This is a genomic window from Pseudovibrio sp. Ad5 (assembly GCF_001623095.1).
Taxonomy (GTDB): domain Bacteria; phylum Pseudomonadota; class Alphaproteobacteria; order Rhizobiales; family Stappiaceae; genus Pseudovibrio.
Map to the genome: position 1 here is coordinate 296,299 of NZ_LMCH01000061.1, position 20,374 is coordinate 316,672.

General features: G+C 52.4%; 17 protein-coding genes. 11 read left to right on the forward strand and 6 right to left on the reverse strand.

The window, feature by feature from the left end:
• Positions 1–26: 26 nt before the first annotated feature.
• Together PsAD5_RS19370 and PsAD5_RS19375 are read right to left on the reverse strand one after the other, a co-directional pair.
• Positions 27–1,049 (reverse strand): asparaginase, encoded by a 1,023-nt coding sequence (locus PsAD5_RS19370; RefSeq protein WP_063288143.1) that lies wholly within the window; start codon positions 1,047–1,049, stop codon positions 27–29.
• A 219-nt stretch (positions 1,050–1,268) separates the two neighbouring features.
• The gene (locus tag PsAD5_RS19375) at positions 1,269–2,441 is read right to left on the reverse strand and encodes an aminotransferase (protein ID WP_063293262.1); all 1,173 of its coding nucleotides are present in this window, start codon (positions 2,439–2,441) and stop codon (positions 1,269–1,271) included.
• A 750-nt stretch (positions 2,442–3,191) separates the two neighbouring features.
• Here PsAD5_RS19375 and PsAD5_RS28075 point away from each other — a divergent pair.
• The 3 genes from PsAD5_RS28075 to PsAD5_RS19385 all read left to right on the forward strand — a co-directional run bounded on the left by PsAD5_RS28075 (position 3,192) and on the right by PsAD5_RS19385 (position 6,429).
• Positions 3,192–3,338: a hypothetical protein gene (locus tag PsAD5_RS28075; RefSeq protein WP_193778164.1), complete on the forward strand. Its 147-nt coding sequence runs from the start codon at positions 3,192–3,194 to the stop codon at positions 3,336–3,338.
• Positions 3,339–3,415: 77 nt separating this feature from the next.
• Positions 3,416–4,501, forward strand: a complete 1,086-nt coding sequence (locus PsAD5_RS19380; protein ID WP_063293263.1) for a hypothetical protein — start codon at positions 3,416–3,418, stop codon at positions 4,499–4,501.
• A 341-nt stretch (positions 4,502–4,842) separates the two neighbouring features.
• On the forward strand, positions 4,843–6,429 hold the full coding sequence (locus PsAD5_RS19385) for a SulP family inorganic anion transporter (RefSeq protein ID WP_063293264.1): 1,587 nt from the start codon (positions 4,843–4,845) through the stop codon (positions 6,427–6,429).
• A 77-nt stretch (positions 6,430–6,506) separates the two neighbouring features.
• Here PsAD5_RS19385 and PsAD5_RS19390 read toward each other — a convergent pair whose 3' ends face one another.
• The gene (locus PsAD5_RS19390; RefSeq protein ID WP_063293265.1) at positions 6,507–7,514 is read right to left on the reverse strand and encodes an EF-hand domain-containing protein; all 1,008 of its coding nucleotides are present in this window, start codon (positions 7,512–7,514) and stop codon (positions 6,507–6,509) included.
• 274 nt (positions 7,515–7,788) lie between these two features.
• Between PsAD5_RS19390 and PsAD5_RS19395 the strand changes: the two genes are divergently transcribed.
• From PsAD5_RS19395 to PsAD5_RS19410, 4 genes are all read left to right on the forward strand, one after another.
• A complete protein-coding gene (locus PsAD5_RS19395; RefSeq protein ID WP_057462770.1) occupies positions 7,789–8,517 on the forward strand; it encodes a response regulator in 729 nt (242 codons plus the stop codon).
• Positions 8,514–9,962 (forward strand): ATP-binding protein, encoded by a 1,449-nt coding sequence (locus PsAD5_RS19400; RefSeq protein WP_063293266.1) that lies wholly within the window; start codon positions 8,514–8,516, stop codon positions 9,960–9,962. Before PsAD5_RS19395 ends, PsAD5_RS19400 begins: the two co-directional genes overlap by 4 nt.
• Positions 9,963–10,074: 112 nt before the next feature.
• Positions 10,075–10,743 (forward strand): DUF1906 domain-containing protein, encoded by a 669-nt coding sequence (locus PsAD5_RS19405; RefSeq protein ID WP_063293267.1) that lies wholly within the window; start codon positions 10,075–10,077, stop codon positions 10,741–10,743.
• Between the two features lie 133 nt (positions 10,744–10,876).
• The gene (locus tag PsAD5_RS19410) at positions 10,877–11,539 is read left to right on the forward strand and encodes a DUF1906 domain-containing protein (RefSeq protein ID WP_063293268.1); all 663 of its coding nucleotides are present in this window, start codon (positions 10,877–10,879) and stop codon (positions 11,537–11,539) included.
• A 71-nt stretch (positions 11,540–11,610) separates the two neighbouring features.
• On the opposite strand, the gene PsAD5_RS19415 is transcribed toward PsAD5_RS19410, so the two are convergent.
• Complete coding sequence (locus PsAD5_RS19415) at positions 11,611–13,794, reverse strand: malate synthase G (RefSeq protein WP_063293269.1); 2,184 nt, start codon at positions 13,792–13,794, stop codon at positions 11,611–11,613.
• Positions 13,795–14,176: 382 nt separating this feature from the next.
• Here PsAD5_RS19415 and PsAD5_RS19420 point away from each other — a divergent pair, with 382 nt between their 5' ends.
• Positions 14,177–15,067: a DMT family transporter gene (locus PsAD5_RS19420; RefSeq protein ID WP_063293270.1), complete on the forward strand. Its 891-nt coding sequence runs from the start codon at positions 14,177–14,179 to the stop codon at positions 15,065–15,067.
• 224 nt (positions 15,068–15,291) lie between these two features.
• Positions 15,292–16,155 (forward strand): hypothetical protein, encoded by an 864-nt coding sequence (locus tag PsAD5_RS19425; RefSeq protein WP_063293271.1) that lies wholly within the window; start codon positions 15,292–15,294, stop codon positions 16,153–16,155.
• A gap of 8 nt (positions 16,156–16,163) precedes the next feature.
• Here PsAD5_RS19425 and PsAD5_RS19430 read toward each other — a convergent pair whose 3' ends face one another.
• On the reverse strand, positions 16,164–17,630 hold the full coding sequence (locus PsAD5_RS19430) for an ATP-binding protein (RefSeq protein WP_057462776.1): 1,467 nt from the start codon (positions 17,628–17,630) through the stop codon (positions 16,164–16,166).
• A gap of 462 nt (positions 17,631–18,092) precedes the next feature.
• On the opposite strand from PsAD5_RS19430, the gene trhA reads away from it, so the two are divergent.
• Positions 18,093–18,737: a PAQR family membrane homeostasis protein TrhA gene (trhA, locus tag PsAD5_RS19440; RefSeq protein ID WP_057462778.1), complete on the forward strand. Its 645-nt coding sequence runs from the start codon at positions 18,093–18,095 to the stop codon at positions 18,735–18,737.
• A 58-nt stretch (positions 18,738–18,795) separates the two neighbouring features.
• On the opposite strand, the gene PsAD5_RS19445 is transcribed toward trhA, so the two are convergent.
• Complete coding sequence (locus PsAD5_RS19445) at positions 18,796–19,110, reverse strand: cupin domain-containing protein (protein WP_063293273.1); 315 nt, start codon at positions 19,108–19,110, stop codon at positions 18,796–18,798.
• 196 nt (positions 19,111–19,306) lie between these two features.
• Here PsAD5_RS19445 and PsAD5_RS19450 point away from each other — a divergent pair, with 196 nt between their 5' ends.
• Positions 19,307–20,374, forward strand: a complete 1,068-nt coding sequence (locus PsAD5_RS19450) for a dipeptidase (RefSeq protein WP_063293274.1) — start codon at positions 19,307–19,309, stop codon at positions 20,372–20,374.

Genomic DNA, 20,374 nt, shown 5'->3' on the forward strand with positions numbered 1-20,374 from the left:
GCAGGAGACGGAGCCCCTGCCTTGCATCACATGGCGTTCAGAAGACGCTTGAAGTCTGCAACAGGGCGTACTTCGCCGACGAGAACATCGCGGCGGTTCTTCAACTGCTGGTGTTCCCAGGCGTTCAGGCCTTTTTCTTCTTCATCAGAAATATCCAGAAGCGATCTGATGGTGGATGCCATCATCACCTCAGCACCGCGCACGGAGCCGTCTTCACATTTCAGCGTCACGCCGAAGCCAAGCTCTGGCAAGGCTGCACAGAAGACACCCTCTGCGCCAACTTTTACGAAGACGCGACCTTTGAAGATATCCATGATCTCGGTGCAGAAGCGGTTTTTGCCCGCGACCATGTATGGCTCGTTGACGCACGCCTCGTAGAGCGTTTCCGCTGCACTGGCGCGGACCGGATCGAGGCCAACACCTGTTGCAAAGCGGGCAAAGGCCAGCGCTGTTTTCTGTTGGTCCATGGCGTAGGTCGGGATGGAACAGCCATCTGTGCCACATACATCACGGGCCAGAATACCACCGCTCATCTGTTCCAGAACGTTGCGGATTTCCATCTGAACAGGGTGATCAAAATCGATGTAGTTTTCGGTTGGAATGCCGAGGGTCTTGGCCATGGCCAGGAAGCCGGCATGCTTGCCAGAACAGTTGTTGTGCAGCTGGCATGGGCTGTCATCGGTCTTCACAAGGCCAACGCAATCATCCATGTGCTTTGGCCATTGTGCGCCACACAGCAGGTCTTCTTCTGTCAGGCCCGCTTTGAAGAGCATGATGCGTGCGGAGTTGGCATGGGTCTCTTCGCCGTTATGGGAGGCGCAGGCCAGAGCCAGTTCGGCATCGTCAAAATCGAGGGCTTCAGCCGCGCCGGATTCCACCATTGGAATTGCCTGAAGAGCTTTGATCGCGGAGCGCGCAAAGATGCCCTGCTCCACGTCACCTGCGCTGAATGCCAGCTTACCATCGGCATCAACAATAGCGATTGAACCACGATGACGGCTCTCGACAGTGGTGCCACGTGTCACTTCGACGAGTACGGGATTATCCATTCACTCAAACTTCCAAGGGTTGGATTACAGGCTAATTGATTAATTGCGGAAGGCTGTCAGTCGTCCTTGCCTGACCAAGCAGCTCCGGTTAGTTGTCGTCTGCATACTCTATTTTTGAGCGCAGAGCTACTTTTGCGAATTTGTCTTTATTTTTACGCGTATTCCCGAAAGCCAGAACTGCCTATCAGAGAAGCAGCGTCTTCAGTTTGGTGCGAGCCCTTATGAAACCGCCAGTTCTCCCATCCAGACGCGCAAACGACCCAGAGCTTCGTGCAGGACTTCATCTTTTTTGCAGAAACAGAACCGGACGAAGGTCTGTGGGCCTTTGGTGCCGTAAAATGCTGATATCGGAACGGCGGCAACACCTGCCTGTTCCACCATTTTCTGGCAGAACTCCACGTCATTGCCCTTGAAGCCAAGTGGAGAGAAGTCGCAGGTGACAAAGTAGGTGCCTTCGCACGGCAGCACCTTAAAGCCCATGTCTTCAAGTGGTTTGGAAATCAGGTCACGCTTTGCTCTCAGGTCGTCTTCCAACGAGGTGTAGTAGTCATCTTCTTTGCTCAGGCCGTAGGCGACTGCTTTTTGCAGGTTTGGCGGTGTGGTGAAGGTGATGAACTGGTGCGCTTTGGCAATTGGCTCCAACAGGTTTGGATCGGCTGTGATGTAGCCGACTTTCCAGCCTGTCAGTGAAAACGTTTTGCCCGCAGAGCCGATGCGGATGCAGCGATCACGCATCCCCGGTAGGGTCATGAGTGGTTTGTGCTTGTCGTCGGAAAAGACGATGTGCTCGTAGACTTCATCGCAGATCGCATAGCAATCAAACTCCAGACACAGGTCTGCAATGAGTTGCAGTTCCTGCGTAGAGAAGACCTTTGCGCTTGGGTTCATTGGGTTGTTGAGCAGGATGGCCTTTGTTTTGCCGGAGAACGCCTTGCGCAGTGTCTCTTCACGCAGCTCCCAGTTTGGCGGTGTTACCTGCACGAAGACCGGGGTGGCGCCTGCCCGTTTGACCAGCGAGAGATAGCAGTCGTAAAGCGGTTCAATCAGGATGACTTCATCACCCGGCTCAACCAGCGCACAGATGCTGTCTGCCAGCGCTTCTGTGGCACCTGAGGTGACGAGTACTTCGCTCTGCCAGTCTACATCCAGATCATAGAAGCGCTTGTTGTTGTCCGCAACGGCCTGTCGCAACGCCGGGACGCCCAACATGGGCGGGTACTGGTTAGGCCCTTCCATCAAGGTGTCAGCCGCAACCTGTCTCACATCCTGCGGGCCGTCTACATCCGGAAAGCCCTGCCCCAGATTGATGGCCTGATGCTCCATTGCCAGACGCGACATGCGCTCAAATACCGTTGTTTCTATTCCGGTAAATACTGAGTTTGTCGGTTTCATCCGGGGTGCTCCTTGCCTGACACGCTTCTTCGCAGGACGACAAGCTAACGATTAGGCGGCATCCTGCAAAGTCTGCATTAGATGCATTTCCTGCGTATTTCCACATAAAGCGGTTTCATCTATTGCGGATTTTTGTGCCCAAACCGTTTCTCAGGTTTCAACGATACGCTTTGGGAATGCAGAAGCACTAGTAGCACCACATGGCATCCCATGCAGTGTTGGAAAAGAATTCCCGGAAGTCGGGATGAGCAAGGCGGCAGGCAATACCTGCGCTATTTATTAGTAATGTTTCTTCGGCATTGGCTACACGCCTTGCCCGGGCTTTCTTATAATGAACTACGTCGCCTCTTTTGCCTATAAGGCACGATAGCCGGTTTCCCGGAAAGAAAGTGGCTTACCCAGACACGTTTCCATGCCCGAGCAGTTCCTCCGTCTTTGATAGACACTTTCGCAAAAGCAGGTTTTACTGCCGGTGCTCTTGCATCTATCACCGCGTGATACCCTATAGTCCTGGGCCCTTCCCCTCAAACCATGCGGTCACGTTTGAAGTTCGGTTCACCGGACCACTGAAAGGTGCGTTACATCTTCCAACAGCCCAACCCAGCCTACGACAAACTGACGGTCGCTCCGCCAGCAGCCCGTTACATAGGCATGCGCTTAGTATGGGCACGGTTTGAGGCCGGGGGGATAAGTTTTTCGCGTTGACTTAGTATCACCTGCTTCGCTTTCTCTTCCAAAATCGAGAAAGCAATGCCTTTGGCTCTGGGTACCGGATCTCCACTCCGCTCCGTCCGGTATGACGGCCATGGTGCAAGCAAACCTGACAGTTCATTCTCAGCCGTCTTCCCGCACTTGATGCGGGATCCAGCGAAGCCATCCAGCAGCTCAACCTTTTGACTTTCAAAAGATTTCCTTGCTCAACACTGGATGGTCAGTTTAGTGTCTACTCGCATTAGTTGTGGGAGCGTATTCTAATGACAGAAACTTCACTTTCAGAATTTGATGACCGCTCAGAGCGTCTGTTTATCCATTTTGATGTTAATGATCATTCTCTTAAGCTCGACACATTTATTCAAACAGCGGACAGCGTTCGAAACATCATTGATGCGCTGGACGAAACATTCTTCCAAGGTTCTTTACAGTATGAGCTGATCATCTTCCCCCCTGAAGATGGTAGTTTTCTATCGAAATTGGGTTTCTACGTGCTCTCCTCTGTTAGCGCTGTGTACGCTTTTATATGCACAGAACCCGGTGCTGCCTTTACAAAAGGCCTTACAGGAGAAACCCCGTCTTATTGGTTTGAGCAAGCAGGGTATAAGGTTCTAGAGGAAGCGAAATGGATTTCAGAGCAACTGACCACCGATGAGGCGAACGCAGCTGAAGCAAAAACCGACAATAATCTTGCAACCATAGATGACGTATCATCCTGTCAGGCCACCGCACGGATGGTCATTTCGATGACACGCAGCTTGCTAGAAAAAAACACTGATGAACTAAACAAACTAGGTATGGAAAGTGGAAGCTTGCCTGATGCCTTGGATGCACGCGCTGATTTTTATGCAGCTTGTATCAATAACAATGACATAAAACGTGTCGGCTTCACGCCCACTAACGATTTCCCCATCCATCGCAACTCTTTTCCTGAGCGGGCGCAGAAGCCCACGCGGAACGATAAAGAGGAAGAGCAGCCTGAATGGTTGATCTCAATCGAAAACATTTATGTCACCTCTCCTAACTGGGACAAGGAAGACCAGAAAACTCGACAATGGAAAGGAAAAGATCAGGTTCGCCGCAATTGCTATTTTGTGATTGAAGATGCTGAGTTCTGGCAATTAGTCAAAAAGAAGAACGTGCACGTTGAAGTGTTGAATAATCTAAAAGTGCAATGGGCCCGTCAGCTTATTAATGGCAAATCCAAGAACCGGCGCGTTCTAAGAGTACTAGAGTTCAACGGGAATAAGCTAGCAGAGCCTCTAAGTTCAGACGCAATTAAAGCGATACTGGGGAACTACTCATACTCAAATGCCTTACGTGATCAGCCATCACTTTTCGATGATTAATACTAGATAGAGCCCCATCAGATAGTGAACGGTCTATCATCTAAACATGCCTCCACTTTTTTGCGGCTACACCAATAGCTCCAATGCCTATTTAATGGATTAACTAAATCCCGCACCCCGTGCATGGCTATTATGCGTTGGGGGGATGGTGTTTTTGACGATATTCCCGTATAAGCGCGTCAAAAGGGAGACAAAAACCGCTCAAATTTTAGCGGTGTCCTGGCTGAATAGCTCTTGTCCTTGAGCAGGAAACCTCTTGGTTTCACACGGACTTCACAGTGCGTGCCTAGGATTTGCCCACTACTTTAAAACAGTACCAAGAATCCCATTGGAGGTGCTACTTGCATTCGTCCTCGAAGGCGCACGCGCCCGAAAAGACTGGCTTTACAGCCAATACTATTAAGGTTGAGCTCCTCTCCGGGCTTACCGTTGCTCTTGCTCTGGTTCCAGAAGCTGTTGCATTTGCATTTGTTGCTCAGGTTGAACCGCTTGTTGGTCTATACGCGGCCTTCATCGTCGGCATTATTACTGCTGTTTTCGGTGGTCGTCCGGGCATGATCTCTGGTGCAACCGGCGCGCTTGCCGTTGTTATGGTCTCACTCGTGGTGACCTACGGCGTGGAATACCTATTTGCGACCGTTGTGCTGATGGGCATCCTTCAGCTGATCTTCGGCGTGATGCGCTGGGGTAAGTTCATCCGCATGGTGCCGCACCCGGTTATGCTTGGATTTGTGAACGGCCTTGCAATCGTGATCTTTCTTGCGCAAATGGGCCAGTTCCAGACCGTTGATGAAGTGACTGGCACAGCAAGCTGGCTTGCAGGCATGGACCTGACGTTGATGCTAGGTCTTGTTGCATTGACTATGGCTGTGATCTGGTATCTGCCAAAGCTGACCAACGCTATTCCTGCTCCGCTTGCAGCTATTGTTGTTGTTTCTGTGATCGTGATTGGCCTTGGGCTTAACGTTCAGACCGTTGGCGATCTGGCTCCGATTTCTGGTGGCCTGCCTGAATTCCACATCCCGATGGTTCCGCTGAACCTTGAGACGCTACAGATCATCCTGCCATACTCCATTATTCTTGCTGCAATCGGCCTGATTGAAAGCCTTTTGACGCTGAACCTTGTTTCTGAAATGACAGATACACGCGGTGGCGCCTCCAAAGAGTGTCTTGCTCAGGGTGCTGCAAACGTTGTGACTGGCTTCTTCGGCGGCATGGGTGGTTGTGCGATGATTGGTCAGTCCATGATCAACGTGAAATCCGGTGGCCGGACACGCCTTGCAGGTATTGCGGCAGCGATGTTTTTGCTCAGCTTCATTCTGTTTGCCTCTTCGCTGATTGAACAGATTCCGCTGGCAGCTCTGGTTGGCGTGATGTTCATGGTGGTGATTGGTACCTTTGCATGGAACACCTTCAAGATCCTGCACAAGATTCCACGGACTGATGCGATTGTTATTGCGCTGGTGACTGGTGTGACTGTGTATTCTGACCTTGCTGTTGCTGTTGTGGTTGGCGTGATTGTTTCTGCGCTGGCTTATGCATGGAACGCGTCCAAACGTATTGATGCTCACACAACAACCAACTCTGAAGGCCAGAAGATCTACAAGCTGGAAGGCCCGCTGTTCTTTGGCTCTGCTGCTGGTTTTCAGGAGATCTTTGATCCTCAGTCTGACCCGGATGATGTAATTGTTGACTTCATCAATTCCCGCGTGGTGGACCATTCCGGTTTGCAGGCAATTGATGCACTGGCAACGCGCTATGAGCAGGTTGGCAAGACCTTGCATCTGCGTCACTTATCTCCGGATTGTAAAGACCTGCTGCACAAAGCTGGCAGCATGGTTGAGGTCGCCGTTCTGGAAGATCCGCATTACGGCATTGCAGTTGATTATGATGCAGAGATGCAAGAGACCAAGCCAGCGACAAGCTGATGCAGGTTTCCTAAAGCTGATACAGAAAAGGCGGAGCACGATGGCTCCGCCTTTTTTATTCGCTCAAGCGGGTTGGTTTATCCGCGCTGGCCTTGTCCCTTGCCGTAACCATGACCGTGGCCACCTTTGGGGTCCTTCTGGCCTTTGCGCCAGTCTTTCTTCATCTTCGTGAAGTCTGCGGAGGTGATGACGCCATCATTGTTCCGGTCCATGCGTTTCATCATCTGAGCAGTTGGTGCAAAGAACTCTTCCTGTGTGACTTTCAGGTCGCCGTTAGCATCCATACGCTGGAAGGAACGAACGTACATTGGCTCTTTGAACTCAGCTGCGATGGTTCTGAAACCAGCCAGATCAACCGGGCCATTTGCGAAGAGCTGGTCAGCGAGTTTGCTCAGTTCATCCTTGGAGATCTGGCCGTTCTTGTCCAGATCAACCTTGGCGAACATTGCGCCCATCATTTCGCCGCGCATGCCTTTGCCGCCATGCTTGCCAAAGCCCATCATGCCCTGATCGCGTGGGCTATCATCCCAGCCACCTTTGCCTTGTTTGCCGCCTTGCTTACCGTCGCGGGGGCCTTTCTGCCAGCCGTCCTTGCCTTGTTTGCCATCACGTGGGCCATCGCCCCAGCTGCCTTTGCCGCCCTTGCCGTCCTGCATCTTGGCCATACGGTCGCCCATGCGCTTTTTCATCTTGTCCATGCGCGCTGTCATGCGTTCTGCCTGGTCAAGGAACTCTTCGCGGGTCACCTGACCGTCGCCGTTGCTGTCAAAGCGCTGGAAGATGCGGACTGAACGGTCTTTGCTGCGCTCGGATGAACGATCTGCTGCGAAGACTTTCCATTCTTCCAGAGTGATTGCGCCGTCGCCAGCTGTGTCTGCTTTTGCAAAGTCTGCTTTGCGTTTTGCTTCAATCTCAGCAGTGGTGACTGAGCCGTCCTTGTTTGCGTCAAAATTTGTAAAAAACTGGGAAGACATCTTCTTACCAAAGCTTCCGCCAAAACCTGGAGCAGCCATGGCAGGAGACAGAGCGGTACCAGCAATCAATGCAGCTACAGAGCCAGCCATAATCGTTTTGAAATTCATCATGTCGTGTTCTCCTAAAAATCAAAGCCTAAAACGAGGGGAAGGTTTGTGTGAGTGTGCTTCGATAAACAGAAGATAGGAGCGAACTGTCGCAAAACTACACCAGAAAACACGCTGTTTTGTCACAGTATTTGCCAGAATATCGGGTTGGGACAGTTTGATACATTTTTGGGTCCTGAGAACCTTTCGCAGGCCCCGGGAATACGGCATAAGTCAGGCATCGCATACCATATGGTCTTTCACAGGTAATGGGAGACGAGACTTACAGCGAGGATGCATGTCTCAGAGTACAGCACATATTCTTATCGTCGATGATCATCGGGATATCCGGGAAAGCCTTGCCCGGTATCTGACGAAGAATAATATGCGTACGACCGTGGCAGAAAGTGCAGCTGCTGCACGTAAGACTCTGAGGAACTCCTCCATTGATCTTGTGGTGCTGGACATCATGATGCCGGGTGAAGACGGTTTGTCACTCTGCCGGCATCTGGTGGAAACCAATCAGGCCCCTGTGATCCTGCTGACAGCGATGGCTGAAGATACAGACCGCGTTGTGGGCCTTGAGATTGGTGCAGATGATTATGTGACCAAGCCCTTCAATCCGCGTGAACTGCTGGCCCGCATCCGCGCAGTGCTGCGCCGTGCCACCAGTGTTCCGCGGGAACGTGACCCCATCGATACAGAAAAACTGGCGTTCAACGGCTGGGTTCTGGATACTGCACGGCGAGAACTGATTGATCCGGAAGATGTGAGCGTGCCTCTGTCCTCCGGTGAATTTCAGTTGCTGCTGGCGTTTTTGAAGCGGCCCCGTGTTGTGCTGTCACGCGAGCAACTGCTTGATCTGACCTCTGGCCGCTCACTGGGAGTGTTTGACCGATCTATCGACAATCAGGTTTCCCGGTTGCGCCGGAAAATCGAGATTGATCCCAAAAATCCGGAGTTGATCAAAACTGTCTGGGGGGGCGGTTACACCTTTACCGGTGAAGTCAAAGAAGTCACCCAATGAAATTTCTCAGATACCTGATCCCCCGCCGTCTTGCTCCCCAGCTCATCTTGCTGCTGCTGGCTGCGCTTATCTTTTCGCAGGTCGTCAGCTTTGTTCTGCTTGGGCGAGAGCGTCAGGTGGCGCTTGCCAATCTTGCCCGCGATAATGCCTTGTGGCGCACTGCCAATGTGGTGAAGCTGCTGGAAGCCACGCCGCCGCGCTTGCAGAAGCAGGTTCTGCGTACGGTCTCGAACACACGCACGCGCTTTTCGATTGGAGACACTCCGGTCGTCGCCGAAACGGGTGGTGATGAAAGCATGGAGGCTCGGCTTGCTGACTACCTGAAGCGCAAGCTGGATCATGACCGACAAGCCCGTGTTGCCGTTATCTACAATGAGCGTTTTCAAGAAGAGAAGTGGCGTGAGCGATCCTCTCCGCCTCCAGAAGGACGTGAGCGATCTTCTCATGGTTCCATGCAGGCGATGCATGACCGACGGGATGATTATTTCAAAAAATACCGCTGGTTTTCTCTCAAGGGCGTCCAGCTCTTTGCTGCCATTGAGCTGAAGAACGGCCAGTGGCTGAACATCGAGAGCAACTTCCGGCTTCCGAAGCCCTCGTTTGTACCAATATTGCTGCCGATCGTCATTATGGCCTTGCTGACCATTTTGATCATCTGGGTCTCTGTGTACCGCCTGACAAAGCCGCTTCGAACGCTGGAAGCGGCTGCCAATGATCTTGGCCGCGGTGCCGATGTGAAGCCGCTGAAAGAAGCAGGACCTGCTGAAGTGCAGGCTGTGACGCGCTCGTTCAACCAGATGCAGGAGCGGTTGACGCGGTTTATTTCTGACCGTACCCGCATGCTGGCGGCGATCAGCCATGATTTGCGTACTCCGATCACCTCACTGCGTATTCGGGCCGAGTTTATTGATGATGATGAAGACCGGGAACGCATGATCGCCACGCTGGATGAAATGCAGGCAATGGTGGAGGAAACGCTTGCCTTTACCCGTGAAGATTCCAAGCAGGAAGAGTTGCGTTCTGTCGACCTTGGCGGTTTGCTGGAGAGCATCGCCAATGATCAGGAAGACATGGGCAACCATGTGAACGTAGAGGCACGCGACCGTGTTGTGCTGAAGTGTCGTCCGATGTCTCTTAAACGTGCTTTCCAGAACCTGATTGGCAATGCAATCCGTTATGGCGAGCAGGCTGAGGTTTCGTTCCGAGTTGACGAGGCTCATGCGGAAGTTCGTATTGCAGACAAAGGTCCGGGCATCCCGCAGAACCGCCTTGAAGATGTGTTCGAGCCGTTTGTTCGTCTGGAAGAGTCCAGAAATGAAGAAACAGGTGGCATCGGTTTGGGCCTTGCGATCACACGCAGCATCATTCATGCGCAAGGCGGTACAATCCGCCTTGAGAATGGCGAGGAAAACGGCCTTGTCGCAATTGTGAGACTGCCGCTTTAACATCCAACAGGCGTGAGAGATTAAGGCTTCTGTTACCCTAGCAGAACGCCTTCACTCACGTCGTTGCTCTCCGCTTCGTCACTGCTCTGCATAACAACAAAAAGCAGAGCAAATGACAGATCCAACCTCCCCTAAACTCTTGCTGCCAGCACTTGATACAGCATCAAATGCCGGTAACTCCGCCGAAACACTTGCCCAAGATGGCTACAAAGCCGTGGGACGTTATTACTCCCAGTACAGCTGGAAACAGTTGACCAAAGCAGAAGCTTCTGAGCTCTTCGCAGCAGACCTGAACATCTTTGTGGTTTATGAAGACAGCAATAATGCTCCGTCCTTTTTCTCACCCGAAATTGGAATTCAACAGGCGTTACGAGCACTTTATCAAGCAGATGCCGTCATCCATCAGCCAAGGCAAACCGGCATCTATTTTGCTGTCGATTATGATGCATCAAGCTATGACTACACCCATTACATCAGGCCTTATCTGAGAGCGATCAACGATATTTTTGCTTCCTTTGGCTATCCCTACCATGTGGGCATTTATGGCAATGGTCTCGTCTGTTCCTGTGCCAAAGGTGATGGTCTTGCCAACCTGACATGGCTTTCTCAGTCAACGGGTTACTATGACTATCAGGAATACAAGCAATCTGAGGACTGGAACATTCTTCAGGGTCCTTACGTGACAATTGCCGGCACTCAGTACGATCAGGACACACTCAATCTGAACCGAGGCTCTTATGGTGGCTTTGGAAGCTTTGCACCTCCCTCCTGCTCCAAATGAGGGATAAACCTTCCATTGGTTCATCCTTCCAAACCCAGCGTATAACTTCGCTAACCATTGGAACTGGTAGGCTCTCACGGCCTTTCTCTCATGTTCGTCATCACTCTGCATAACAATAAGAAGCAGAGAAGCAATGACTGACGATAAAGGCATCAAGACCGAACCTGCCGTTGATACAGCTGAAGGTGTGGAAGTGTTGGCGAGTGCGATCGCCAAAAAAGGGTATAAGGCCGTTGGGCGTTACTACTCTTTTTCCAAGTGGAAGCAATTGCAGCCGACTGAGGCCCAGCAGCTGATTGCTGCGGGCCTTTCCATCATCACTGTTTATGAGGACAGCAATAACAAGCCATCCTCCTTTACGAGTGCTGCAGGAACACAGCAGGCTCAACAGGCGCTGCATCTGGCACAGGATGTAATCAGGCAGCCCAAAGGCTCTGGCATCTACTTTGCCGTTGACTATGACGCGTCCTATTACGACTACGTGCACTACATCACGCCCTACTTCAAGGAAATCCAGTCAGTCTTTGAAAAGGCTGGAAACCCTTACAAGATTGGCGTCTATGGAAATGGATTGGTTGCTGCCAATGCCTTGCAAGACGGGCTAGTTGACCTGACTTGGCTGAGTCAGTCACAAGGTTTCCGCGACTATAAAAAGTTCCGTGATTCCAGAAAATGGAACATCCTGCAAGGACCGACTGTGAAAATTTCAGGAACTGAGTTTGATAGTGATACGCTCAATCTGACAAACGGCGATTTTGGCGGATTTACACATCTTACACCGAAGGATGTCAGCTGAATTCTGGCTCATGAAGTGCCAATCAAGCAAACCCTGCGCAATCGTTTGGGACTGCGCAGGGTTTTATTTTTTTAAGCAGAAACGCCGAATTTGGCTTTTGCTTCCAAACGGCGTTTGTGTAGCACTGGTTCGGTGTAACCGCTCGGCTGAACGCGGCCTTTGAACACCAGATCGCAAGCGGCCTGGAAGGCGACGGAGTTGTCGAAGTCCGGTGCCATGTTGTGGTAGGCCGGATCGCCTGCGTTCTGCTCATCCACCACAGCGGCCATACGCTTCATAATTTCCATCACCTGCTCTTTTGAGCAGACATTGTGATGCAGCCAGTTGGCGATGTGCTGAGAAGAGATGCGGCAAGTGGCACGGTCTTCCATCAACGCCACATTATGGATGTCCAGCACCTTGGAACAACCTGTACCGTGCTCTACCCAGCGGACAACGTAACCAAGGATGCCTTGTGCGTTGTTTTCAACTTCTGACCTGATGTCTTCAGGTGTCCAATTTGGATTGGTCGCAACCGGAATGGACAGGATGTCATCCAGCTTGGCTGGCTCGCGGCTTGCCAGTTCTTCCTGAACGGCTGGCACACAGACCTGATGGTAATGCATGGCATGCAAAGTTGCTGCGGTTGGAGATGGAACCCATGCGGTGTTGGCACCCGCTTTTGGATGACCGATCTTCTGCTCCAGCATGGTGTGCATAAGATCCGGCATGGCCCACATGCCTTTACCGATTTGTGCATGCTCTCTCAAGCCGCAGGCAAGGCCGGTGTCCACGTTATGGTTCTCATAGGCGTTGATCCATGCTGCTTGCTTCATGTCCGCCTTGCGGATCATCGGGCCAGCTTCCATGGAGGTATGGATTTCATCACCGGTACGATCAAGGAAACCGGTGTTGATGAAGCAGACACGGGCTTTGGCTGCACGAATGCACTCTTTGAGGTTGACCGTGGTGCGGCGTTCCTCATCCATGATGCCCATTTTCAGGGTATTGCGCGGCAATTCCAGAACATCTTCAACACGGCCAAACAGCTCGTTTGCGAAGGTGACTTCTTCCGGGCCATGCATCTTTGGCTTCACGATGTAGACCGAACCAGACACAGAGTTCATGTTGCGGGCTGTTGCGCCTGCACGCAGGCCAATGTCATGCACTGCGCAAAGAGCTGTCACCATGGCGTCCATGATGCCTTCAAAGACCTCGTTGCCGTCCTCATCAAGGATTGCCGGGTTGGTCATCAGGTGTCCGACGTTGCGCACCAACATCAGGGAGCGCCCTTTCAGAGCCAGTGCATCGCCCTGCGCATCCGTATAGTGGCGGTCTGCATTCAAAGTACGGGTGAAGGTTTTTCCGCCCTTGGCGACTTCTTCCTTCAGATCGCCGTTCATCAGGCCCAGCCAATTGCGGTAGGCCAGTGCTTTGTCTTCGCCATCGACGGCAGCAACAGAGTCTTCGCAGTCCATGATTGTGGAGATGGCGGATTCTAAAATGATATCACTGATGCCAGCTTTGTCCGCAGCGCCAATCGGGCTGGTGCTGTCAAACAGAACATCAAAGTGCAGGCCGTTTTTCTGCAGCAGGATAGAGGTTGGTGCGTCCTTGTCGCCCGCATAGCCAACAAATCCGAGAGGGTCCTGAAGGCCAGCCATCTCTTCGTTTTCAAGGGTCAGCGCCAGAGAACCACCCATAATGGCAAATTCTTTGACATCAGCCCAGCTGCCTTCATCCAGTGGCAGAGCTTCATCCAGCTTTTTGCGTGCGTAGGCGATCACTTCTGCGCCGCGCTTCTCATCGTATCCGCTGGCTTGTGGGGTGGTCCCCATAGCATCGGTTCCGTAGAGCGCATCATACAGGGAGCCCCAGCGCGCATTGGCTGCATTGAGGGCGTAGCGCGCATTCATGACTGGTACAACGAGCTGAGGGCCAGCGATCTCTGCGATTTCCGGGTCTACGTTGTCCGTCTCAACTTCAAAGCTGTCCCCTTCTGGCAGGAGGTAGCCAAGCTCTTTGAGGAATGCCTTGTAGCTCTCAAGATCAATGGTGCCGGGATTGGCTTTATGCCAGTTGTCGATCTTGGTCTGGATGTCTTCACGAATTTGAAGCAGCTCGCGGTTCTTTGGTGTCAGATCCTTGATGATCTGCGAAAAGCCCTCCCAGAACTGTTCGGATGACACTCCGGTTCCCGGAAGCGCTTCGTTTTCGATGAAGTTATGGAGCTCCGGTGAAACCTGTAGTGATGCAACACTTACTCTTTGCGACATGGGTCCCCCTCGTATTGTCATTTTTTAGCAGGATATGCCGTCACTTCCTGCCGCTGAGTTTTTCAGATCAAACCCTTGCAAATTCAATCTCAAGTTTCAATGCATCAATTCGTTTCCAGCTCTTTCAAAACACAGGTGATTGAACAACAGGTGTTGGTCCTGCGATCTAATGCTTTGATTTTGGGTGGGTTTGTCTGCACTTCACAGTGACATGCCGGGCAAAAGGGCATACTTGACGAAACCTCTACAGCCCTTGCGGAAATTCACCTTGCATTTGATTGGGGGACGGTGAAGGGTGACAGCTCCTTTTCAGCGGTGCCTCCTGCCCGCTCACCGACGGACTTTTTACATGCCTTTTCTCACCCCGCTGTACAGCAGGCCAATGCTGCTTCTGGTGTTGACCACACTCATGTGGAGCGGCAACGCCGTGGCGAGCCAGCTGGCTGTGGGGCATGTTTCGCCTATGGTGATCGTGTTCTTGCGGTGGGGGATTGTGGCTGCGCTCATGAGCCTGATTGCCTGGCGGGATCTTGTCGCCTCCTGGGCGGACATCCGCCCTCACCTGATCAGCATCGCTTTGATGGCCGCGTTCGGATTCTCCGGTTTCAATGGCCTGTTCTATCTGGCAGCTCACAACACCACGGCGGTGAATATGGGCATCTTGCAGGGCTCCATTCCGATGATCGTGGTGATTGGGGCTTACTTTCTATTTGGCGCACGGGTGACGCTTATCCAGTTCATCGGCATTTTGCTGACGTTGCTTGGGGTTTTTGTTGTGGCCAGTCAGGGCAGCCTTCAGGTTCTGCTCAACTTGCACATCAACCCGGGTGATGCGCTGATGCTTGTTGCAGCAGTGTTTTATGCTGGATACACGCTGGCTTTGAGAAACCGACCCAAGGTCCCTGCACTCGCCTTTTTTGCGATGATGGCCTTTGTGGCTTCCCTGGTGTCACTGCCGATGCTGGCGGTTGAGTACAGTCAGGAAACGTTGGTCTGGCCTTCTGTGCAAGGTTGGCTCGTTATTTTGTACATCTCACTTTGCCCATCATTCCTTGCCCAAATTTTCTATATGCGCGGAGTGGAACTGATTGGTCCTAACCGGGCTGGTGTCTTTGTTAATCTGGTTCCGGTGTTTGCATCGGTGATGGCAATTGTGCTGCTTGGGGAAGTGTTTGCGTTTTATCACGGCGCTGCTCTGGCGCTGGTGCTGGGTGGCATCTGGATTGCAGAGAAATTTGCCTGGGAGAAGCGAGGCAACAAGGCGAAAGCCTGACCCATTTGCAACAGACAGGTGCATTACTCACAGACTTCAAAGTCTACCATTTCAGTAGACTTTGTTTTTGTGCTAAGTAACGCGAAAGTGTTGTTGTGTCGTGTTCAGCCAACTGTCAGCCAAACATGCGCGCCTCGTAACTATAAGTTTCAGCGTATCCATTTCGGAAATCCAATTCCACTTTCCGGATATGCGCAGTCGTAGATCCAGAGGTTTTGCAGGCAGTGTCCACCGGTCTATCGCCCTCAGATATTCCCACTTTCGAAACAGCGGGCATCCCCGCACGTTTTGCAGGCCTCATTGAGGCTGCTCTGCCTGAAGGTGGTGAGCTGGTTGCTGCGCGGGCAATCACCGCTCCTGCACCGCACGTGGTGGCTGCAGAGCTGCGGGAGTTTTCCGGTTTTGACAGCAACTTCGGTCTGGTTGCAAAGCGCATGATCGACTACATCAAGGAAGATCGCGGCGCACCGACGACAAAGATTGCAGCAAGTCTTGCCCTGAAGACAATTTGCCAGATCCTGCTCAACCGGATTTCGGTCAGTTACCTGCTGAGTGGCCGTGCACCCCGCATTGATGAACTGCGGTTTGTCCTGCATGGCAAGGCCCCCTGGGTGGAGATATTCTTTGACCCTCGCCTTTCGGAAGAGGATTTCGAGCTTAATCCGGATCAGGGTCCTGCGGAGCTGTTCGCGCTTTCCATTTGCTTTGAGGAAATCATTCAGGTCTTCCACCGTGAGCTTGGGCGGCGGAAAGTGGCGCCTTCGGTGTTTTATTCCACCGTGGCTGTTTCCATCATATCGCCGTTTCTTGTCTTGCGACGCCATGGTGCAAAACCATCAGATGTGGCGAGCCTGATGCGTGCCTATCTTGCGAGCCTTGGGAAGAAGATCAATGGTGGGATTGTCTGGCGTCAGCGTCAGCAGGAGGGGCTGACAGAGTATGCTCCGCGGCGCAAAGCGTGCTGCCTGAAGTATGTTCTGCCATCCAAACCGCATTTGTGCTCCACCTGCTCGCGAAGCACCGAGACAACCTTCTTTGATGAAGTGGATGGGCCTGCGGGCGGCCATTCCTTGCCGGATGGCCGCTGACCTACAGCTTATTTGGTTGCGGTTTGCTTGCCGATATCCGGCAGGGTCACGATGCGGTTTCCACGCAGATCACTGGCACAGATGATGAAGCCCTGCTCTTCCATATGGGTGAGCAGCCAACGGGCTCTGCCCGGTGAACGGGTACCATACGCTTTCGCGATGTCCAGGTCTGCCGGGCACGGCTCATCTGCAAAGGCAGCTTTGGCCAACAGAAGATAGACGCCGCGCATCTCTTCTGGCAGCTGACCAGCAATCACTTCTGCTTGCTGCCAGTCGCCTTCTTCGACTTCTTTTTTATCGACACCAGCACGGGCCACAGAAAGAAACTTACGGAACTTGGCAAGATCCTGAGACTTCAACCGATCAATGCGGCAGCGGACCTGAAAATCCTGATAGAGCTGTGAGACCGGAGCGAAGGCAGCTTCAGGGTCTTCAAGGATCTTGGCGATGATCTCCTGATACTGCTGGTTCTTCTCTTCCAGATTGAAGAGGTCCTCCGGTTCGGCTTCAACAACTTCCTTATGCTGTGCCTGCATGTTGCTGGCGGCTGTTTGTGACAGCTGCAACATAACGTCTTTTGCAGAAGGCGCGGCCACACGGTTGTTGTGCAGCACCGGATCATTGTCCGTTGCTGTGAAGATCAGTTCAGCAGCTGTTTCAACTGGCTGGTTCGGCATTGGCATCAGCTTTGGCGAGCCCCCCCGGCTGCCCGTGACAACTTCGCCAATCACCACTTTTTGCGGGCGACGGGTCATTGCCGGGCCGAGGGAGATGAACTGTCCGCGCTCAAGGTTACGGAACTGTTCTGCCTGACGCCGGTCCATGCCAAGCAAGTCGGAGGCGCGGGCCATATCGATATCAAGGAAGGTACGCCCCATCAGGAAGTTGGAAGCTTCCGCAGCCACGTTCTTGGCAAGCTTTGCCAGACGCTGGGTTGCGATGATGCCAGCCAGACCACGCTTACGACCACGACACATGAGGTTGGTCATGGCCATCAGGGAAAGGCGGCGGGCTTCTTCGCCGTAATCGCCAGAGGCGGAAGGTGCAAACAGCTGAGCTTCATCCACGACGACCAGAACCGGATACCAGTACTGGCGGTCGGAATCGAACAGGCCGTTCAGGAAGGCAGCAGCGGCTTTGAGCTGTTTGTCCGGCTCTAGGTGTTCTAGGTTGAGAATGACGGAAATACGGTGCTGGCGCACACGGGCGGCGATCATGGTGAGTTCGCGATCATTCATGGTCGCCTCAATCACCACATGCCCAAACTCATCTGCCAGCGAGACAAAGTCGCCTTCCGGGTCAATCACGACCTGTTGCACCCATGGTGCGCTTTGCTCCATCAGGCGGCGTAGCAGGTGCGATTTGCCCGAGCCGGAGTTTCCCTGCACGAGTAGTCGCGTTGCAAGCAATTCTTCAAGATCGACAACAGAGGAGGTGCCATTAGGTTTGACACCCATTTCGATGCTGACCGTCATTCAAAATCTCTTGTTGCGCCTCGCAAGAGGCAGGTGATTGACCGGGTATCGGCAATAAACGTTTTTTAAAGTGCGCTGCGGTTCGCTTCTCAGATTTCGACGCTGGCAAGAACCAACGCTTACAAACCCGAAAATGGCATCGACTGCTGCTTGGGAAGTCAGCGCAAAATCTCCGATTCTAGGGAAAATTGCAAAGCAGCTGTTTCGCTTTCGCGTTCTTTCCCACAGAGCCCAAAGGGTCTTTCAAATCAGAGCAGCTTCTTTTGGGAAGCCGAGAGAGGCAATGCCACATCTGGGCGAGACTGGCAATTGGATATGCCCGATTTCCAAGGGCATGACCTTCAGAATTGAGAATTGCCCAGTAAATGACCAGATTGCAACTTAGTTACAGTTGAGTTTACGAGCTTGGACCTGCATTATGGAAGAGGGTATATATTGGATTAATTGGGGGATTGTCCGCGGATGAGGGAAGAAACCTACGCAGAACGAGTGGTTGACGGCGTCATCCACGTTGTGGGCATTGCGTTTGGAGCTGCTGCGACAACAGCCTTTGTTATGGTCTTGTGGGCAGCGGATGATTACGCCCGGCAAATCAGCATCTACATATATGCGGGTACGCTGTTGGCCATGCTTGTCTGCTCTGCGACCTACAATATTTTGCAGAAAGATAACAAAATTGGCATCCTGCGCCGTCTGGACCATTCCGCAATCTATTTCCTTATTGCCGGTACCTACACTCCCCTATGCCTGATGGTTCTTGGCGGGTGGCTTGGGATTTCCATGCTCGTTGGGATCTGGATTTGTGCGGTGGCAGGTGCGGCCATCAAGATCTTGCACATTACTTCCATGGATAAGCTGGCTGTGCCTATTTATCTGGCGATGGGCTGGGTGAGCTTCTTTGCGATTGTTCCAATTTACAATGAGCTTTCCCTGGCAGGCTTCACGCTGCTTGCGACCGGCGGTGGCCTCTATACGGTTGGCACCCTGTTTTACATCTGGAAGAACCTGCCATTCCAAAACGCAATCTGGCACGGTTTTGTGTTGTCAGCAGCGGCCTGTCATTTCGCGATGATCATGGTAGATGTGGCCTTGCCTGGCTTGGCCTGACCTACTCGCTCAAGACCGAGGATGGGGACAGCAGTCCCCTTCCCCAAATCGCCTGGTATCAGACACTGCCCTCAGTCTCAACGACCAGTACACGCGCCTCACCGCGGGGCTGTGCTATATGTTCAGCGCCGATTGAAGCATAGAAAATATCGCCTGTGTTCAATAGGGCGGAGAGTTCCTCGCCGTTTTGGCGATACTTCATCTCGACGCATCCAGACAGCACGACAAACACTTCCTCGCCCTCATTTACATGCCACTTGTAGGGCTGATCCGTCCAATGCAGCCGTGTGGTAATGCCATTCATGTTGGCAATCTGCTGTGCACCCCAGGCTTTGTCTGCCGTAAAGTCAGAGCTTCTGATCACTGTCGCCATTGCGCTGTTCCCTCATAAAACCATCCAGAAATATCCGCTGATCCTATTGATTTTAAGGGTTTAATATTTAACAGTGTAGTTTCAAATTCCGCCAATGTGACCTAGCTTTGTGCCAGTGGCCGTGGGCTTTGCGTAGATCCCTTTTGCTTTTCACATATGGTTTTTCTCATAGCATTTTTCATTTTCGGAGTTCTTCATGACAGATACTGCCTCCAACCTGGTTCCGGTTTTTGACGGCCATAACGATACGCTGCTCTCGTTGGAGCGTCGGTCGAATACTCCCAAGGAACGCAGTTTCTTTGAGGAGGCTGGTCACGATCACATCGATCTGCCACGCGCCCGCAAAGGCGGTTTTGCTGGTGGGCTGTTTGCCATGTTTACCCCTTCTGTGCGAGCCAAACCGAAGGAAGGTAAAGAGGTTGACTTCAAAAGCCCTGAGCATTTCAAAGGCGTGTCCCAACAGGAAGCGCTGGATTATACTCTGAAGCTTCTTGATATTGCAGAGGACCTTGAAGCCAAGGGGAATGGTGAGGTGAAGATCTGCCGTTCAACTGTTGCAATCAAGGAGGCAATGGCAGCTGAGCAACTGGCGATGATGCTGCATGTTGAAGGCGCCGAGTGCATCGATAAGGACTTTGAAGCGCTAGAGCTGCTGTATAATCGCGGTTTGCGCTCTATCGGTCCTGTTTGGAGCCGTGAGACCATCTTCGGATATGGCGTGCCGATGGAGTTTGAGCATAGCCCAGACATTGGCCCAGGTCTTACTGATGTGGGTAAAGAGCTGGTGCGCCAGTGTAATCACCGTAAGATCCAGCTGGACGTGTCTCACTTGAATGAGAAAGGCTTTTGGGATCTGGCCAAGATCACCGACAAACCGATCGTGGCGAGCCATTCCAACGTGTTCAAGATCTGCCCGATGAGCCGGAACCTGACAGATAAGCAACTTGATGCGATTGCTGAATCCAAGGGACTGGTGGGTATCAACTTTGCGGTCTTCTTCCTACGTCCTGATGGTCAGCTGAACTCTGATATGCCTTTAGACGTGATCTTGCGCCATGCAGACTATCTGATCAACAAACTGGGTGAAGATGGTGTTGCGCTTGGATCAGACTACGACGGCTGTCTGGTTGCCAACGACATCAAGGATGTGGCTGGTTTGCCAAACCTGATCGAAGCCTTCCGCAAAGCAGACTTCGGTGAGGACCTGATCGCCAAGATCGCGCACAAGAACTGGATCAGCGTTTTGGAGCGAGCGGGGATTTAA

Bases quoted from the DNA above. Each gene is read 5' to 3' on its own strand.
- PsAD5_RS19370 (WP_063288143.1), bottom strand. From the start codon at position 1,049: ATGGATAATCCCGTACTCGTCGAAGTGACACGTGGCACCACTGTCGAG.
- PsAD5_RS19430 (WP_057462776.1), bottom strand. From the start codon at position 17,630: ATGACGGTCAGCATCGAAATGGGTGTCAAACCTAATGGCACCTCCTCT.
- PsAD5_RS19400 (WP_063293266.1), top strand. From the start codon at position 8,514: ATGAAATTTCTCAGATACCTGATCCCCCGCCGTCTTGCTCCCCAGCTC.
- PsAD5_RS19405 (WP_063293267.1), top strand. From the start codon at position 10,075: ATGACAGATCCAACCTCCCCTAAACTCTTGCTGCCAGCACTTGATACA.
- PsAD5_RS19450 (WP_063293274.1), top strand. From the start codon at position 19,307: ATGACAGATACTGCCTCCAACCTGGTTCCGGTTTTTGACGGCCATAAC.
- PsAD5_RS19380 (WP_063293263.1), top strand. From the start codon at position 3,416: ATGACAGAAACTTCACTTTCAGAATTTGATGACCGCTCAGAGCGTCTG.
- PsAD5_RS19395 (WP_057462770.1), top strand. From the start codon at position 7,789: ATGTCTCAGAGTACAGCACATATTCTTATCGTCGATGATCATCGGGAT.
- PsAD5_RS19375 (WP_063293262.1), bottom strand. From the start codon at position 2,441: ATGAAACCGACAAACTCAGTATTTACCGGAATAGAAACAACGGTATTT.
- PsAD5_RS19445 (WP_063293273.1), bottom strand. From the start codon at position 19,110: ATGGCGACAGTGATCAGAAGCTCTGACTTTACGGCAGACAAAGCCTGG.
- PsAD5_RS28075 (WP_193778164.1), top strand. From the start codon at position 3,192: ATGCCTTTGGCTCTGGGTACCGGATCTCCACTCCGCTCCGTCCGGTAT.
- PsAD5_RS19415 (WP_063293269.1), bottom strand. From the start codon at position 13,794: ATGTCGCAAAGAGTAAGTGTTGCATCACTACAGGTTTCACCGGAGCTC.
- trhA (WP_057462778.1), top strand. From the start codon at position 18,093: ATGAGGGAAGAAACCTACGCAGAACGAGTGGTTGACGGCGTCATCCAC.
- PsAD5_RS19420 (WP_063293270.1), top strand. From the start codon at position 14,177: ATGCTGCTTCTGGTGTTGACCACACTCATGTGGAGCGGCAACGCCGTG.
- PsAD5_RS19410 (WP_063293268.1), top strand. From the start codon at position 10,877: ATGACTGACGATAAAGGCATCAAGACCGAACCTGCCGTTGATACAGCT.
- PsAD5_RS19390 (WP_063293265.1), bottom strand. From the start codon at position 7,514: ATGATGAATTTCAAAACGATTATGGCTGGCTCTGTAGCTGCATTGATT.